The organism is Enterococcus sp. DIV1639a, assembly GCF_050530445.1.
Lineage (GTDB): Bacteria > Bacillota > Bacilli > Lactobacillales > Enterococcaceae > Enterococcus_B > Enterococcus_B hirae.
The window spans coordinates 2517690-2534845 of sequence record NZ_CP172886.1; the positions used below are offsets into that span (position 1 = coordinate 2517690).

Annotated in this window: 14 protein-coding genes and 4 pseudogenes; 1 reads left to right on the plus strand and 17 read right to left on the minus strand. The window is 36.6% G+C overall.

Annotated features, from left to right (window positions below; translation table 11 throughout):
• Positions 1-241 precede the first annotated feature (241 nt).
• A pseudogene (locus tag IGJ32_RS11560) lies at positions 242-820 on the minus strand (peptidoglycan DD-metalloendopeptidase family protein); the annotation flags it as partial.
• A 260-nt stretch (positions 821-1080) separates the two neighbouring features.
• Positions 1081-1989, minus strand: a complete 909-nt coding sequence (locus tag IGJ32_RS11565) for an IS982-like element ISEfm1 family transposase (RefSeq protein WP_002324522.1) — start codon at positions 1987-1989, stop codon at positions 1081-1083.
• A 498-nt stretch (positions 1990-2487) separates the two neighbouring features.
• Between IGJ32_RS11565 and IGJ32_RS11570 the strand changes: the two are divergent.
• A pseudogene (locus IGJ32_RS11570) lies at positions 2488-2772 on the plus strand (transposase); the annotation flags it as partial.
• Positions 2773-2793: 21 nt separating this feature from the next.
• On the opposite strand, the gene IGJ32_RS11575 reads toward IGJ32_RS11570, so the two are convergent.
• The 15 genes and pseudogenes from IGJ32_RS11575 to IGJ32_RS11645 all read right to left on the minus strand — a co-directional run bounded on the left by IGJ32_RS11575 (position 2794) and on the right by IGJ32_RS11645 (position 16715).
• Positions 2794-3405: a CadD family cadmium resistance transporter gene (locus tag IGJ32_RS11575; RefSeq protein WP_002330543.1), complete on the minus strand. Its 612-nt coding sequence runs from the start codon at positions 3403-3405 to the stop codon at positions 2794-2796.
• Positions 3406-3421: 16 nt separating this feature from the next.
• On the minus strand, positions 3422-3787 hold the full coding sequence (locus tag IGJ32_RS11580; protein ID WP_002330544.1) for an ArsR/SmtB family transcription factor: 366 nt from the start codon (positions 3785-3787) through the stop codon (positions 3422-3424).
• A gap of 355 nt (positions 3788-4142) precedes the next feature.
• Positions 4143-6047 (minus strand): heavy metal translocating P-type ATPase, encoded by a 1905-nt coding sequence (locus IGJ32_RS11585; RefSeq protein ID WP_002330545.1) that lies wholly within the window; start codon positions 6045-6047, stop codon positions 4143-4145.
• Between the two features lie 197 nt (positions 6048-6244).
• Positions 6245-6478 carry a heavy-metal-associated domain-containing protein gene (locus IGJ32_RS11590; RefSeq protein WP_003703288.1) on the minus strand — a complete coding sequence of 78 codons (234 nt, stop codon included), beginning with the start codon at positions 6476-6478 and terminating at the stop codon, positions 6245-6247.
• Between the two features lie 146 nt (positions 6479-6624).
• A pseudogene (lgt, locus tag IGJ32_RS11595) lies at positions 6625-7480 on the minus strand (prolipoprotein diacylglyceryl transferase).
• Positions 7465-7803, minus strand: coding sequence for a hypothetical protein (locus tag IGJ32_RS11600; RefSeq protein ID WP_081123411.1), 339 nt, complete (start codon positions 7801-7803; stop codon positions 7465-7467). The pseudogene lgt and the gene IGJ32_RS11600 overlap by 16 nt, the downstream one beginning before the upstream one ends.
• Positions 7804-8031: 228 nt before the next feature.
• Positions 8032-8736, minus strand: coding sequence for a Crp/Fnr family transcriptional regulator (locus tag IGJ32_RS11605; RefSeq protein ID WP_373169235.1), 705 nt, complete (start codon positions 8734-8736; stop codon positions 8032-8034).
• A gap of 144 nt (positions 8737-8880) precedes the next feature.
• Complete coding sequence (locus tag IGJ32_RS11610; protein WP_002292150.1) at positions 8881-9453, minus strand: Dps family protein; 573 nt, start codon at positions 9451-9453, stop codon at positions 8881-8883.
• Between the two features lie 565 nt (positions 9454-10018).
• A pseudogene (locus tag IGJ32_RS11615) lies at positions 10019-10240 on the minus strand (recombinase family protein); the annotation flags it as partial.
• 585 nt (positions 10241-10825) lie between these two features.
• Entirely contained in the window at positions 10826-11872 is a 1047-nt protein-coding gene (locus IGJ32_RS11620; protein ID WP_002319287.1) for a LacI family DNA-binding transcriptional regulator, read from the minus strand.
• A 333-nt stretch (positions 11873-12205) separates the two neighbouring features.
• Positions 12206-12520, minus strand: a complete 315-nt coding sequence (locus IGJ32_RS11625) for a PTS lactose/cellobiose transporter subunit IIA (RefSeq protein WP_002305088.1) — start codon at positions 12518-12520, stop codon at positions 12206-12208.
• Positions 12521-12575: 55 nt separating this feature from the next.
• A complete protein-coding gene (locus IGJ32_RS11630; protein WP_002319286.1) occupies positions 12576-13940 on the minus strand; it encodes a PTS sugar transporter subunit IIC in 1365 nt (454 codons plus the stop codon).
• An 18-nt stretch (positions 13941-13958) separates the two neighbouring features.
• The gene (locus IGJ32_RS11635) at positions 13959-14261 is read right to left on the minus strand and encodes a PTS sugar transporter subunit IIB (protein WP_002305086.1); all 303 of its coding nucleotides are present in this window, start codon (positions 14259-14261) and stop codon (positions 13959-13961) included.
• Positions 14262-14308: 47 nt separating this feature from the next.
• On the minus strand, positions 14309-15748 hold the full coding sequence (locus tag IGJ32_RS11640) for a glycoside hydrolase family 1 protein (RefSeq protein WP_002305084.1): 1440 nt from the start codon (positions 15746-15748) through the stop codon (positions 14309-14311).
• A gap of 73 nt (positions 15749-15821) precedes the next feature.
• A complete protein-coding gene (locus IGJ32_RS11645; protein ID WP_002305082.1) occupies positions 15822-16715 on the minus strand; it encodes an ROK family protein in 894 nt (297 codons plus the stop codon).
• Positions 16716-17156 lie beyond the last annotated feature (441 nt).

The following is a 17156-nucleotide window of genomic DNA, read 5'->3' on the forward strand; positions in this document are numbered from 1 at the left end:
ACCTCCTTACTAATACTGCTAATTATTTAACTAAATCTAGCAGTTATAAATACTTGAAGTAAGATTTTTTTGGGAAATAGAGAATACTTATATAATTAATTTTTCACTTACGTAAATCTCTCTTATCAACCAAACAAAACTACTATACGTTATACTTCTTTTGCTAATTTTTAATTGTTCAACATAACTTTTTATAATTTTTGTACTCAACTTATTCAGAAAATCAATATTAGAATATTTCTTAGAATAAGATTGTTTCTGGATCAATCAATTGTGATTGGTTTAAACTGTGATCTAAGCATAATTCAAAATGTAAGTGACTACCTGTACTGTTTCCTGTCGAGCCAACATAACCAATAATTTGTCCTTGTTTTACTTTGTCGCCAACTTTGACTTGATATTCTTGTTGATGCGCATATAAAGTCGTTGTACCATCTTCATGTTCGATGGCTACATAATTGCCACATTAGGGGTGAAACTCTGCTTTAATAACCCTTCCTGCCTTGCTAGCGTAGATTGGATCGCCTTGTGCTGCTGCTAAATCTAATCCTCGATGAAATTTTCCTCCACGATTACCAAATGGACTAGAAATCGTATAGTTTTTGACTGGTACGAGATACCCTTCTTTATTTAGTTGTGGCCCTGCTACTTCTTTATCATACGTAGTAAAATCATAGGTCACGATTAGAACATTTAATTTTTTATCGTAGCTAGTATCTGTCGCGTAACGTCCTGTCAAAAATTTCGTTGCTTCGTGATAGGTTTTCGTATTCGTTTTCCAAACGCCATCGTAAAAGTGTCTATTTCCTGTTAAGCCCTCTTTATAACAACAAAGCAGACAATAGTTTACCTGTTTTCTTCATCTACAAATTTTCTTCCTTTCCTTCATTTTTTATACCTATTAAAAGATTATAAAAAGTTTTTTGTATATGTCCACATATCACATGAAATTAATAGATTATAAAAATTTTTTAAAGACTGATAAGGTTGGCTGGTCACAAGACACTCTAGCAATAAAGGACAAAAGTATCTTGCTATAACTAATACTATATAAATAATAACCCGTGGTGCTAGTTAATTTTAATATCCTAAAGAATATCTCAAAGTTCCTCCAAAACGTCGTTGTGCTCGACTTAATAGAACACTGTAAGCCAGTAATATGCTTTCAAATCTACTCTCTAGCCCTTTAACAGAACGTGAGTTGAAATTTTGACAACCTAATTTTTCTAAGGAAGAAAAAACAGTCTCAACTGTTTTTCTTTGTTTTCCAAGTAAGCTGTGGTCTAGTTTTTCTGATTTATCCATGTTTTTACGTGGAGGAACGGATATAGTAATGCCCTTAAGGGCAAGCTTTTCATGGATTTTATGGCTAATATATCCTTTGTCCCCTAGGATATTGGGAAGATTCGCTTCTTCCGATAAAGTCTCTAACACTTTCACGTCATGGACACCTGGATTCGTGATTGAGTAAGTAATCGGAAAGCCAGTCTTAGTAACGATCATATGAATTTTAAGACCATAAAAATAAGATTTTTTTGTTGAGTTATAGCCAACTTTGGCTATTTGATTCAATAGTTTTGCTTGTCTATTTCTAACTGGTTTACATAATGGACTAGGAAAACTATCTATAATTCCGACTAGTTCACCTTTGGTGAGCTTCTTGATAAAAAAGTATCGAATAATCTTGATAGTGTAAGCTAAGTTTGAACTTAAGCGAGTGAATCGACTCCTACTAGGAAAGTCACCATTAGGAAATAAGACGGAACAAACCGCTCTATACGTGGCTCTTTGGCTAGTATAGCCATTAATTATGCCCCATATAACACAAGCAATAATCACTGTATCGCGTTGCTTCAGTTGATCAGTATTTCTTCGGTTTTTAATCTTATCTGGTACACAATTGTGGTATATGTTAGAAACAGTTCTCATAATTTCCTTGAATGTTATAAAAGTATCTGTATAATGTTCAGTATATTTTGATGAACGCATATGTAGTCCTCATTTCTTGGGAGTTTTGAGACTACTATATGCGTTTTTTTGTTGATTTACCAACACGTTTAGACATTTTCCTCTAGGAAAAAATTAACTAGCACCACGGGTAAAGATAGAATTATTATAGATAGGTAGATGAAATTTCAACTATAGTTCTTTTCCCACGCCTTTAATTGATATTTCTTTGCGTATTTATCAAAGCAAAAGCAAAAAACCAAAAATTTTGTTCCATTCGGACGGCTGATTTTACTCTTCTCAGCATTGGCAACCAGCCCCGACTTTTTTTGATAAAAAGATGCTTTGTAACAAATAATTTAAACATTATAGAAATCAAATCAATATTATATGTATATCAGAATGTGTAATTTCAATTATTTTAAGTTAATAATTTTATTAGAGAGCGTAAAATAGTTTGTGTAAATTAGGGTATTGAAAAAGGAAGACCTTATTCGTATGATTAAAGCGACTAAACCAAATCAAACGGAGGTCTTCCCTATGAATCAGTTTAACAAAGAAATCGCTCAAGCACTACTAGAAAATACCAATTTAACAGAAGTTTTTCGCAATCAACTTGAAAGTACAATGAATTCTCTTTTAGAAAGCGAACTTACTGCTATTTTAGGATATGATCCTTATGTGCGCTTTAATAACGGAAACTATCGCAATGGCGATTACACCAGACGACTAGACACACAGTTTGGTCAAATCAATGTCCGTGTCCCTAGGGACAGAAAAGGAGAGTTTCATCAATCGTTGATTCCTCCATACACTCATCGTTTGCTTCCTTTACTAATAAGATCTCTACAAACCTAATATAGTTTGGATGGTTCCATTTTCTATCATAATAAAAATCCCTAATCCAATAAATACGATAGGTACAATGATTCGTTCATATTTTTCTAGTGTTTCAGAGACAAAAGAAATTTTCGCAAATTTATAACTAATATAGCAAAGAACCGCAACAGAGATAGCAAAGACGATTAAAGAAGTGACAATTTCTGAAAAAGATAACGAGGTAAAGAAAGGAATATAAATCCCTAAATTATCGCCACCAGAAGCAATCGTTATTAAGGAAACTGTCCAAAACAAACGATTCGTTCCTCTAGATCCTAGCTTCTCAACGACTTCCCCTTCTTCTTCCTCCTCTTCGCCCACAAAAGCAACACGAATCCCTAAATAAATCGGAATTAGTCCCAGAAGACCAATGATCCAATCTTGAGGAATAAAATTTAGCACATATGCTGCAAACAAACTTATGGCTACCAAGATTCCTGTTCCAAGATATTGACCAAAAAAAATCTGACGGAGACCTTTTTTAGTATGGTTTTGAGAAAAAATAATCAGCAAGATAAATAAATAATCAATACTGGTAGAAATATATACAGCGAGTGCTGATAAAATGTTTTGTAACAAAATAACTACCTCCAAACTAAGCTTTCATAGAACTATTTTCTGACAACTTTAGAAAAGCCTGCACAGCGGAAAGAATCTCTTCATTCGCTAAAGAGTAATAAACTACCTTTCCATATTGACGTGATTTCGCCATTCCGTTCTTTTTCAAAAAACGTAAATGGTGTGACGTTGTAGCAATACTAGCATTAAGTATCGCTGCTAAATCACAAACGCACATCTCCTTATACGTTTCTAAAGCATAGAAAATTTTAATCCTAGAAGAATCGCTAAAACATTTTCCTAATACAAGTAAAGTTGAAAGGTCTTTATCTTTTAAATTATTTTTAACACTAGCTACTTTTTCTTTATGTATACAAGTAGTTGTACATACTTCTGCAGTCATTAACTTCACCACCTCGTTCAAACAGACGTTTGAATGAAGTATAACTATTTAAATATTGTTTTGTCAATAATATGTTAATCTGTAGACCTTTCAAATAAATTCAACATTAATAAAACAAGGTTTTTGATACACTATTTTAAGCAATTTCATGTGTTACAACTTAATAGGAATTTAAATTTTATTATTAAATTTTTTAATCATTTACACGAAAATTAATTTTATAAAGAACATACTCTATACTCTTATTTTTTTTTCAAGAACTCAAAAAAGCGGAAAATCCCAGATTTAAAAATCTGAGTTTCCGCTTTTGTCATTTCAAGGATGGACTATTGTCTCAGCCTCTTCTAATTTATTCTTAAGATATTTTTACTTTCTCTGTAGGTGCTGATACTTCTTTTTGTTCTTTCCGACCTTTCAACTTATACTTCATTAATCTCATGCCATTGAAAATTACCACCAAGATACTACCTTCATGAACCAACATTCCGATAGACATATTCATCCATTCGCTGAAGAAGACGCTGGTCAACAAGACCAACACTACTCCAACTGAAATCACGATATTTTGTTTCATATTATTTGCGGTGGCTTTTACTAATCCTAATGCGTGAGGCAAGTTGCTGAAGTTCGAGTTCATTAAAACGACATCGGATGTTTCAATCGCTACGTCCGTTCCGCTTCCCATTGCGATTCCAATGTCTGCTAAAGCTAAGGACGGACTATCGTTAACGCCATCTCCAACAAAGGCTACAATTTGACCACGTTGTTGAAGTTTTCCGATATAAGCCGATTTGTCTTCCGGCAACATGTAGCCGTGAGCTTCGGTCAAACCAAGTTCGCCGGCGACCACATCAACGGTTCCTTGGTTATCTCCTGAAAGAACGACTAGATTTTTCACGCCCAAGTCTTTTAATTCCTGCAAATTAGCTTTCACACCCGGACGGACTTGATCGCGAATGCCCATCAGTACTTTTAATTCACCGTCGACCGCTGTCAAAACGAGAGAGTTCCCTTGTTGTTCAAACCGTTTGACATCTTTTTGCACTTTTTTGCTGAGAGTGACATTTTCTTTTTCCATCAAGGCCACATTCCCAACAGCCACTCTATGTCCAGCTACACTTGAAACGATTCCGCCGCCTTTCACAACTTCAGTTCCTTCAACAGGATAAAAGTTTGTTTCTCCAATTTGATTTAAGACCGCTTTTGCTAATGGATGATCTGATTCCCGTTCCACACTGGCCAGATAGCCAAGCGTTTCAGCAGGATCTTTTTCATACAGTTCAGTCGCTGCAACGGTTGGGTTTCCGACAGTTAAAGTACCTGTCTTATCAAATACAATTGTATCCACATTACTGAAGTCTTGAATGACTTCACTCCCTTTTAAAAGAACACCGTTACGAGCACCATTCCCAATACCGGCAACGTTTGAGACAGGCACTCCGATAACTAATGCGCCTGGGCAACCTAGAACCAAGATGGTGATTGCTAACTCAATATTTTGACTGAACGCCCATACAACAATTGCCAGAACCAAGACAGCTGGTGTGTAGTATTTAGAAAAGCGATCAATGAACCGTTCCGCTTCGGATTTAGAATCTTGTGCTTCTTCCACGAGTTCAATAATTTTTCCAAATGTGGTGTCCTCACCAACTCGGTCAGCTCTGATTTGAATCGTTCCGTTTTCTAAAATGGTTCCTGCAAAAACTTCTGCATCAGCTAGCTTGTTGACCGGAATAGCTTCACCTGTAATGCTAGCTTCATTGATATGCCCTTCACCCGTAAGGACTATGCCATCTACTGGAACTTTCGCACCCGTTTTAACGAGCAAGATATCCCCTTCATCTATATCATCCACTTCTACTTCTTCAAATTCGCCATTATCCATTTGTTTCAAGGCGCTTTCGGGTGCCATTTCAGTCAATTCTTTGATAGCAGATCGCGTTTGGTTCAATGTTCGTTGTTCCAAGTAGTGTCCGAATAAGAATAAGAACGTGACAATAGCCGATTCTTCATAATTTTGAATAAAAAGCGCACCAATCGCTGCAATACTGACTAAGACATCAATACTGATGACTTTGACTTTCATTGCTTGAAACGCTTGAATGGCAATTGGCGTAATCCCAAAGACAGAGGCGATGATCAAAGACCACTCTGAAAGTCCTACGTTTTCTAAAACAAAGTGACTGAAGAAACCGAGTACGATTAACAATCCACTGATGACGGTGATAACATTTTTCTTGCTTAATATATATTGTTGCATGCTTTTTCCCTCCAAATTTAATTTCTCTTTTATTGATAAACACAGTATAAGATAATTGCCTAAGTAATTAATTGACTGACATCAAGTTTAGAAAGTTCTCTTTTATCGTTTCTAAGCACCTCGAATCGGATTGCAACAAAAAAAGCAATCCTGGAAAAATAGCTTTTCTTCCAGAATTGCCTAGTTCATTTAATCTGTTAAGCGGCCTTGACTTTTGCTTTAAGGACCGGATAGCCTACGTTTTCGATAGCTTTTTGAATCTCTTCAATCGAAGTGACAGCTGAATCAAAATTGATTTTGACTTTGCTGGAGTTGAATAATACTTTAATGCTGTCTTTATCAATACCGTTAACTGATTTCAAGGCACCTTCAATTTTTTGCATACAACTTGGACAAGACAACGTTTCTAATTGCAATATAGCTTTTTCCATAATTCCTATCTCCTTTATGTGTTTTTATTTTATCCGCAGCAGATTAATGAACACTGCCTTTTCCTCTTTACAACTGTAGTATAGCTCACTTTTAGCAAACGAAAATTGACGCATATCAAGTTTTGCACTTCTTTTTATCTTTTTGCTCAATTCACCATCTTAATAGTCTTTTTCTGCCCCTTATTGCCATCAGAATAATAAGAAATTGGTGGATAGTCTTGTCTGCGTATAAACCATACTACAATCGCGCCAATAAACAGGGCCAGAGACAAGGCTTGCGAAACGCGGATCCAATCGCCAATCCATAAACTGTCCGTTCACATACCTTCAATGAAGAACCGACCCACTGAGTACCACAAAACGTAACTCAAAGCGACTTCTCCTTGAAGCAAAAGCTGTTTTCGGTTCCGTATAGTGACGATGAGGACAAAGCCCAACAAACTCCACAATGACTCGTATAAAAAAGTCGGATGGTAGTAGGTACCATTGATATTCATTTGTTCAAATGATAAATTCAGGTAAATAAAGATTTTCCAAGAATTGACGAGTAACCGGTCCACCATGAGCTTCCTGATTCATAAAATTGCCCCAACGACCAATGGACTGGGCTAACAATACATTGGGCGCTAAAATATCAAGAACGAGTGCCAAAGAAGTACCTTTTTTCTTTGCATACCAATATAGCGTACCCCCTCCTGCAATCAATCCCCCATAAATCGCAATGCCGCCATTCCAAATCGTAAGGATTTGTCCTGGATTTTGCAGATAATAACCAAGTTCAAATAACACATAATAAAGCCGAGCGCCGAGGAGTCCAATCGGAATTGCCCATAAGGCCATATCGATAATGGTATCCTCTTCCAGTCCTTTTTTCTTTGCTTCCTTGGTGCTCAACTGGAGAGCCGCTAATATGCCCGCTGCAATAATGACTCCATACCAATGAATCACAACAGAACCAATCTCCACCGCATGGGGATTCAAAACGCCTAATACGAATTCCATTCTATTTGCTCCATTTCTTCAATTTTTCGCGTCATTCTAGTCATGGTGATGCTGAACAAGATTCCGGCTAAGCTCCATGGAAACCAAACAGTGAATACACTTTTATCTCCCTGGTCACTCGCTTCGTAATACGCCACTTTTCCGTGTCCGATTACGCCGGCTCCTTTTACAACTTCCTCTTCTTTTTCCATAGCTAACCTACCTGCCTCAACAACGTTAGACGTTTTTGCTTCGCCGCCAATCGTGTTCTTGGTGAAAGGGACGACAAAGAATGCACCCGCTGCTGACAACGTGATGGCAACTATCACCCAAAAATAATGCACATTCACCCCTACTTATTTTTACGTTTTGTTCGACAACCCTATCTTAAAGAAAAATAAAACAAAAAAACTTGAGGGTTATCATGTTTGTGCTTTTATTTTTCCAATGAATGAAGGTCGTTATGTCTTAAAAAAGCCAAAAACGGACAGATGGAAGCAAAAGCACTGAGTTCTGTCCCGTTGTTAATGAAGAGCGACAGAACACCAACGTGTAGAAAAAAGTGTGTCCGATTATTCGCTGTAAAGCAATAAATCATCTAAATCCTGAATCTTGATCCTTTTCCCAGACAGCTGTTGAATCAATCCCTCGTCCTCCAATTCTCCAAATTTGCGACTGATGGTCTCAGGTGTCGTTCCTAAATAGGAAGCAATGTCCTTTTTTTCCATCGGCAGGGTGATGGTGGGAGAGTTGCCCATTTCAGGTTCCACATTTTCTGCCAAAAACAAAACTAAACGGGTAATGACACTCTCCAAGGCTACTTGTGTCGTTTGACGTTCTGAACTTTCTAACCGTTTAGACATTTCCGCCAATAGTTTTAAAGAAATAGCTGGGTATTGTTCCAGAAAATCTTGGACATCTTTTTGCTGAATCATACAGACAACGGTATCTCGGGTTGCTTCGGCATATTCCTCGTGTACTGCATCCGGGTTGAACAAGGTCCATTCTCCGGTGAAATCACCAGGGTTCAAGATCCGCACTAGCTGCTCTTTGCCAGAGTCTGCCAATCGATAAATACGGACTTTTCCGCGATTCACAATATACAAGGCATCATCTTTTTCTTGTGAACGAAACAGAAACTCTCCTTTTTGATACTGTTTCATGTGGGCTTTTTCAGCAATGTAATTCATCGCGCTATCCTCTAAGTGATTGAATATTGGAACCAAGCGGATACAGGCTGCGTGGTCGCCAATTTCATGATGGGTATGTTTAGTCAATTCATTCTCCCCCTTTATTTATTTTGTTTATATTCGCTGCTTTTATTATATAAGTCTCTTACTACAAAAAAATTGATGCACATCAAGAAAATGGAAAAAGGACTGGAAAGAATTCCAATCCCTAAATCAGCTTCTACTTTTACCTTAATCTTCATCCTCATCAAGAGCGTCATCATCTTCTAATGCTTCTTTACCAATGAACGCTTGCAGCATCCAAATGTTCTTGTCTAAGTCATTTTTAAAAGCAATCAATGTATCTTCTAAAGCATCGTCACCCTCGTCTTGAGCTAAACGAATCGCGCGAATAGTTAGGTCACGAGTGCTTCTGAAGTCCTCGATAATATTTTCAACCATGTCTTCTGCTTTAGCGTATTTATTAACTGCATCTTCCGAAAGCATCGAATATTTTTCAAATTCAACCGTTGTCGAAGCAGGTTTATGCCCAGAAGTAATTAGACGCTCCGCAAGTTTGTCGAACCATTTTTCATTTTCGTTATACAACTCTTCAAATTTTTCATGCAACGTAAAGAAATTGGCTCCTTTTACATACCAGTGATATTGGTGCAGTTTCACATGTAATGTATGCATGTTGCCTAAAAGATGATCCGCAATGGCCGCTGCATTAATTTTCGTATGATGAACATGTTCCTTGTGTTCTTGTTCTTCTTGCAATCTTTCTTGGGGTGTTCTTTCTTGAGTAGCTTTATTTTCAGTCATGATTTATTCCTCCTATAATTTTGGTTTGTTTAAAATAGCTTTCTTTGATTCCTCCTTTTTCTTTACTGAATTTAGTATAGGATAGATTTCCGTTAAAAAAATTGACGCTCATCAAGAAAAGTATTTCTTAATAGACGCCAGGCTTCTCTATTAAATTCAACTGAAATAATCAAAGGAATGAAGTCGTTCCCTTCAAACAAAAATTTCATTAAAGTAGGGCCTAAAAAAAGAATAGCAACTATACTTTGTCAAGAGACCTGACTGCTATTTTTTTGCTTGTTATTCTTCAATTACCAAATATCTTGCCTTGCAGTATATTTAATGCTCTTTCTCACTAGTGTTGCATGCAACACTAGTGAGAAAGAGCATTAATAAGATTAACCTAGAAGAATAACTTTACTTTATTTATGTCATACCATAAATAAAAATTGAAAAGAATTTTTTATTTATTTTTAGTAGATCGATTAATAGGAGTTTTAGCTTGGGAGCGTCAATAATTTTGTGTAAATGGTTCTTTAGAGGTAACCTTTGATCGAACCCAAGCGAATGTCTTCAATTGTTTGGTCAATGCATCTTGAGTGCTGCGAGCGAAGCGATCCAGTTTTGTTATTACTAGCGTATCGCCAGTCTGTATTTCCTGTAGGAGTTTTTGAAACTCAGGTCGGTTACTTTTGGTTCCAGTAATTTTTTCAAAATAGATTCGATCGCAACGCTCATCTTCCAGTTGTCGCATCTGTCCTGCTAAATCCTGATGGCGAGTACTTACTCGTGCATATCCATATTTCATGTTTTTCACCCTTTTTCCAGCTTTACTTTTGACTATAAGTTATGACACCGTTGTATGTATTGATTTTACTGGATTGGACAACCGTAGTCAATACTCTTGATTTTTGAATATGATAGCCTAACTTTAAATTCACAAGGATTGAAAAACGCGATAAGAAAAGCGGACAAGTCCGCCTTGACCTATGAAAAAATAGGAAATTTGACCCTGAATGAGCAGCGAAGCGCGCAATGGGGCAAATTTATCTTTTTTCACTAGGTCAGGACTTGGGAGCTAGACATTGATGGCTGAACTTATAATCCCCTAGTCTACAAAAAAATATGCTCCCCCGATATAAGAAAAAGAGGATGAGAAATCGTTTAAAAACTTTTTAAATTATCTTATCATGAAAAAAGGAAGTCTGCATAATTTTTGTATAATTACTCAAAGAAGGAGATGTTTGGGAAATATTCCTGTTTTTGCTGAGATTTAAAGTACAGAGCATTTTTGGGCGCTGTACTTTACTTTTCAAGTCGACATAGACACAGTCATTGTCTACCTCCATCAAAATAATCAAATAATCAGCTCCAACTAATTCAGCAAGTTTTGCTACTGCAAAATCCCACAACTCTCCCTTTCCACTAATGAGACAGGTACTACATTTATAGATGGCTTCGTTTCACCTTCAATCGATGCAACAATCGACTTTGTGGCGATATCAGCCATTTCTCCTAACTTCATTTTCATAGAAGTCAATGGCGGATTAAAATATTTAGACGATTCAATATCATCAAATCCTATAACAGAGATGTCATCTGGAACTTTGAGACCTCTTTCTTGAATAGCTTTGATTGCTCCAAATGCTATCTTATCATTACTGGCAAAAATAGCCGAAAACTCACTATTTCCATTAAATAATTTTTTCGCAGCCTCATATCCAGCATTTTCCACAAATTCGCTATTTACAATCAAGTTCTTATTTACTTCTATCCCTGCATCTTCTAATGCTTTTTTGTATCCTCTTATCCTGTCTTTAGAAGAGAATTTGACCGTACCGCCTGTAATATGTGCGATTTGTTTATGTTTTTTATCTATGAGATATTTTGTCGCACAATAAGCGCCGTTGTAATTGTCCGCATTCACTATCATGCACTGGTTATAGGTGGCATCTTCAGGTCTGATTGATTGATCGAGCAGCACAACTTTATACCCTCTATCAATGATTGTTTTTATCGATTCATCGTCGTCATTCTGGCCTATGAAAATCCCACCAGAAATTGTCTTATTATAAAAACTCTCTTTAATTTTTTCATAGCCTGCGACGCTATGTATAATATGGACAAGAACCAGGTAATCCATCTCACTTGCTGTTTCTATCACTGAACTAGTAAATTCTAGATAATACGGACTTTTGGTAATTCTATTTTTTAGTCCAACTTCTTCATGTATCAGGTCTATAATAAATAAGCCGATCACCTTATTTTGGCTTCCTGCAAGCATCCTTGCTGAAGCATGTGGCACATACTCATGTTCCTTAATTACTCTTAAAACCTTTTCTCTTGTTTCTTCCGAGACATTTGAATAATTATTTATCACTCTGGATACAGTACTGCGTGATACTCCGGCAATTTTTGCAATTTCAGTACTATTCATCATAAAGGCATCTCCTTTCGTTCGTAAACTCGTGTTCATACTGCAACACTATATTATTTGTCCATTTTTTTCAATCTTTTTCTGTTTTTCGAAAAACTCTGCCTGCTTCAGGATTCCAGCAAAAGGAGACTTTTGGCAATACCTTTCATGCAGAAACCATCAGCAAATGCCTTCAACCGCAGAACAAACTACCACCCCGGTGTTTTGTTCTAAAAATAAGGCACCCAGGATTATATTTCATCCTGGGTGCTCTATGTTTTGCTGCTGGCATCAGATTCTGCCTGTAAAGTAAGCAAGCAATTCTAGTTCGTCTAATATTTTCTCTTTCATGTTCACTTATTTATTGTTTAACTGTTTGAACATTTCTATCATTTCTTCGATTAATAATTTAGTTGTCTCCGTCGACATCAATTGATCTTCTGCGTGCATGATTATTAACGAAAGTTCAACTTTTTCGCCAGCAGCTTCTTTTTGTATCAAAGAAGTATGTGCATGATGGCCTTTCACAAAATATTCCGATGCTTCAGCCATTTTCTTTTCTGCTTCATTGTACTTTCCTTTTCTGGCATCTCTTAATGCTTCAATAGCCAATGATTTGGCCATTCCAACATTACTGATTATACTAAAAGCAGTTAATTCAATTCCTTCCATGTGTAAATCTCCTATCTTGAATCTTTCGGTTTGTTCTCAGCGTACTGCAGCTTTTTTAAATCGATTCTACTACTTCTTGTGACTGTATTTCATTCTCCATTTCATCTTCAATAATCGCTGCTTTATTCGCTGCGATTACAAACGGCGAGTAAATCAATACACTCACCGCAAGACAGATGAATCCGACAAACAGTGCGACGATATTTCCGCCTGTACCCAAGAAAGGCATCAATGGTCCTGGTGTTGTCCAAGGAATACCAATCGTTACCGGCGGCATAATCTTAAGAATCATAACTGCGGTATAACCAATCATAATGTTAACCAGTGGCGCAATAATAAATGGAATAATGTAAATCGGATTCAGAATAATCGGTAAACCAAAGATAACCATTTCGTTTATATTGAACAAACCGGGTACAAAAGAAAGTTTGCCAATACTTTTCGATTCCTTATTTTTCGAGAAAATCAATATAGCAATGATTAGACCCAATGTCGCTCCTGAACCGCCATATTCAGCGAAAGCAGTAGCTAAACCACTGTACGTTATCGGATAAGGCGCTCCCCATGTAGTACCGCTTTCAGCATAATGTAAGAGGTTTGCGTTTCCGGCTTCCGAGAACATGGTATCTCGAATAGCTGCAATCGTATTTGGTCCGTGTATTCCCATAGCCCATAGCAATTGAGATAATAATGCTAAAATAATCACTGAGAATAAACTTTGACTCATTCTGGTCAATGGTGTTTGAATGATGTTATAAATTAATTCATGTAATCCGCCCGGTGCAGCCATTTTTACAAAGTAGTTGAGGACGGAGAAGAAAATCGTCGTGATGATAATCGGGATCAACACTTTGAAGGATCTTGCAACTGCTGGAGGTACTTGTTCTGGCATTTTAATTTCTAACTTATCTGATTTTGCTAATCTAGACATTAGTTCGCCGACCAAGAGCCCAACCAAAATTGCTACAAACAACCCTTGTGCGCCCATATATTGATTTGTTAGATAATTTACTCCTTCATTATCGAAATAATCAGGATAGATGATGAAATAAACAGAGATTGCGGTCAAACCTGTCAACAAATCATCGCCTTCCATTAGTTTCGCAAGGTTTCTGGCTATCAAAAACACAATCAGAATCGAGAAAATATCAGCTGAACCTTTAACAACTGGAGCGAACACTGCTTGGAATTTAACAATACCCGGAAAAAGTTTATCGAATTGCAAGATTTTAAACATGAATCCATCTGCTGACAAGAAAACATTATTCAATAACACCATCAATGATCCTGCCATCGTTAATGGGAATGATAAAATAAAAGCATCTCTTACTGCGCATATGTGTCTTTGAGCGTTCAACTTTGTAGATAAAGGCACTAACAATCTTTCTATAGCACTTTGAAATTTGTCCATAAAACTCATTTTTTTTAGCCTCCTTTCCTAGTTTATTTTTTGTAAAGCATCTTCTAAAATCGCTTTTCCATTCATCATTCCATACAGCCGCATGTCCATCACTTCTACGGGAATTCTGCCTTTTACAAGTTTTTCAACGGTCCCTTTCTGGAAACGCACTTGTGGTCCTAAAAGAACGATATCGACATTATCAACGGCCGTACTTGCCTCTGCAACTGGAAGAGCATCTATTTCTACTTCAATTCCTTTTTCCTTTGCGGAGTTTCTCATTTTGGTCACAAGCAAACTTGTGGACATTCCTGCTGAACATACTAGTAAAATTTTTTTCATGGTCTATCTCTCCTTGTTTTTTCATATTCATTGATTGTGAACGATTCTTATAACTCTTCTCCATTGGTGCGAATAACATTTTTGTACCAATAGAAGCTGTTCTTTTTGATTCTTCTCAAATCTTTTTGATCATTTTCATCTCTGTCCACATACACAAATCCATAGCGTTTTTGATAACCATTCAACCAGCTTAACAAATCTGTAAATGACCACGTGCAGTAGCCTAGAAGATCAACACCATCTGTTATTGCTTCTTTACAAGCCTTGATATGTGCGCTCAAGTAATCGATTCTGTGAGCATCATTGACAGTGTCGTCTTCTTCAAGCTTGTCGAATTCTCCAAGCCCGTTTTCTGTAATAAGTATTGGAAGATTATATTTGCTGGTCAATCTTCTTAGTCCAATTCTTAAACCAGTAGGATCAATTGCCCAGTCCCAATTTGTTGTTTCCAGATGTGCATTTTTTGCATTTTTATAAACTCCGGGTAATCCGCTTTCTTTAGTGGTGCCTTTTTTACCTGTGTTATTGATACCTTCCGATTGCCCTACTCCATCAAGCGGATTGAATGCAACTGTGCTTGTTTGGTAGTAATTTATTCCGATAAAATCTGGTTTTACTCTTTCCAACAATTCAAGATCTCCATCTTCAATAGTGGGTGCGATCCCAAGTCTTTCGTAATATTTAAAAGCGAACACTGGATATTTACCTTTGCAATAAACATCGAGCCACCAATTGCAATTTAAATCCTCTGCATTTTCTGCGGATAAAACATCTTTTGGATCGCAACTGAATGGATAAACTGGTCCAAATGCAAAGCTTGGTCCAATCATACCGTCTGGAACATATTTTTTGAAGGATTCAATTACGGTAGCATTAGCTAAGTTCGCTATATGATTCGCCTCAAGCATTCTCTTTTGATCTTTAACAGCTGGCGGGTGCATAGCGGTTACGTAACCTAGTGTTACAAATATATTTTGTTCATTCAATGATACCCAGTGCTTAACTTTATTCCCAAATCTCTTGAATAACGTTACACAGTATTCATTAAAATCATGAATGATTTCTCTTGATTCCCATCCGCCGTACAAATCTTGAAGATGTTGAGGTAAATCCCAATGGTACAACGTAATGATTGGTTGGATATTGTTCGCGATAAGTTCATCTATCAAGTTTTCATAAAATTTTAAGCCTTCTTCATTTACTTCATTTCTTCCATTGGGATAAATACGTGTCCATGCAATTGAGAATCTATAAGCTTTCAATCCCATTTCAGCCATTAAAGCTACGTCTTCTTTGTATCTATTGTAATGGTCGACCGCGATATTCCCGTTTGTATTCTTAAATGTTGTCCCCGGTTGGCGGGTGTACACATCCCATACACTTTCCCCCTTTCCATCTTTGTCCCATGCTCCTTCAACCTGATACGCTGCAGATGCCGATCCCCATAGGAAATCATCTTGGAATTTGTCTAATTCTTCGTATATCACTGAATCTTCTCCTCCGTTTTCAATATAAATTTATTTTCAAACATTCTTTCTTGAAACAAAACTGTTGTGTATTTTAGATAGAAGCTTTTATAACAGCACCCAGTATGTTGGCATCGTTATTATGCTTGCATCTATTAATTTCGGTAGTAATAAAATCCGCTTCTAAATACTCCCTACAGGTTTTCTTATACGTTTCTCTTACTTTATTGATGAACCAGTTTTCTTCGGATATTCCTCCACCGATGCATATCACTTCAGGATTATAAAAAACGGTGATTACTATTAATTGAGCCACTATGTTTCCTATCCATTCATCTACTGAAGACACAGCTGATTCATTTCCGTTTAGGTACTTCTTGCAAACCTCATTTCCATACTGAACCTGCTCCTCCCGATTAGCTTTTTTATTGTATAAATTAACCAATCCGGTTATCGAAGCATAATCACCCATCTTATCAAGGCCGCCTATCTCAGCGTTTACAAAAGGCATATTATGGAATTCCCCCGCAAACGAATCTTTTCCATACACAACTCCGTTTTCGTCGCATATGCATCCGCCTGTTCCTGTACCTATAATCAAAAACGCTGAAGATTTGTATCCCTTTGCATTTCCAATTTTAAACTCACATAAACCTGCCGCTTTTGCATCATTGATTGCGGACACTTTTTTATTTGTCCTTTTGTTGATTTCATTATTGATATTTGTGCCGTACATTATAGCTACGTTAGGAGCAGCATAGGATTTAACATTCGAGTCTTCATCAATAAGGCCGGGTGCGCTTACACCGATTTTGTCAATTTCATCTACATTTCTTATATTTGAACATATATAATCGTAAAATTCGTCGGCTGTATTGTACTTAACCGTTTCGACTTTCCACTTCTCTTTGATGCGATGTTGCTTGTCTATTAATGCATACTTAATGAACGTCCCTCCTATGTCTATTCCTAAACTTATTTTCCCCATAACACTTCTCCTTAAAATGAAGGTCTTGCAGTTTGCCTTCTTATATTGCAGCTTGATTCAAACTCATAAACGCGCGTTCATGATTTGTTAAAAAGAAAAACGATACGCTCATTTCCACCTTTTTTTATACGATGAACATCCCATGAACGCGCGTTTATGGATATAGCATATACTGAAAGCAATTACATTTCAATACTTTTTTTATTTTTTATGTGTAGTTTTTGTTTAAAAAGTACCTTTTAATTCCACCAATACTAAAAAATAAGGGAGCGATTTCATCTTCATTTAACCAGTTTTTAAAGTACAGAGCAAATTTCTGGGCTGTACTTTATTTTTTTGACTTCAAAATTGATAGAAATGAACATTTTGATTTTCATTATCATTTTTCAGAAAAAAATACCTTCTCAAGTTAATAAATCAACTTAAGAAGGTATAGATTTT

Bases quoted from the DNA above. Each gene is read 5' to 3' on its own strand.
- IGJ32_RS11565 (WP_002324522.1), bottom strand. From the start codon at position 1,989: ATGCGTTCATCAAAATATACTGAACATTATACAGATACTTTTATAACA.
- IGJ32_RS11580 (WP_002330544.1), bottom strand. From the start codon at position 3,787: ATGACTGCAGAAGTATGTACAACTACTTGTATACATAAAGAAAAAGTA.
- IGJ32_RS11585 (WP_002330545.1), bottom strand. From the start codon at position 6,047: ATGCAACAATATATATTAAGCAAGAAAAATGTTATCACCGTCATCAGT.
- IGJ32_RS11590 (WP_003703288.1), bottom strand. From the start codon at position 6,478: ATGGAAAAAGCTATATTGCAATTAGAAACGTTGTCTTGTCCAAGTTGT.
- IGJ32_RS11610 (WP_002292150.1), bottom strand. From the start codon at position 9,453: ATGACTGAAAATAAAGCTACTCAAGAAAGAACACCCCAAGAAAGATTG.
- IGJ32_RS11620 (WP_002319287.1), bottom strand. From the start codon at position 11,872: ATGATGAATAGTACTGAAATTGCAAAAATTGCCGGAGTATCACGCAGT.
- IGJ32_RS11625 (WP_002305088.1), bottom strand. From the start codon at position 12,520: ATGGAAGGAATTGAATTAACTGCTTTTAGTATAATCAGTAATGTTGGA.
- IGJ32_RS11630 (WP_002319286.1), bottom strand. From the start codon at position 13,940: ATGAGTTTTATGGACAAATTTCAAAGTGCTATAGAAAGATTGTTAGTG.
- IGJ32_RS11635 (WP_002305086.1), bottom strand. From the start codon at position 14,261: ATGAAAAAAATTTTACTAGTATGTTCAGCAGGAATGTCCACAAGTTTG.
- IGJ32_RS11645 (WP_002305082.1), bottom strand. From the start codon at position 16,715: ATGGGGAAAATAAGTTTAGGAATAGACATAGGAGGGACGTTCATTAAG.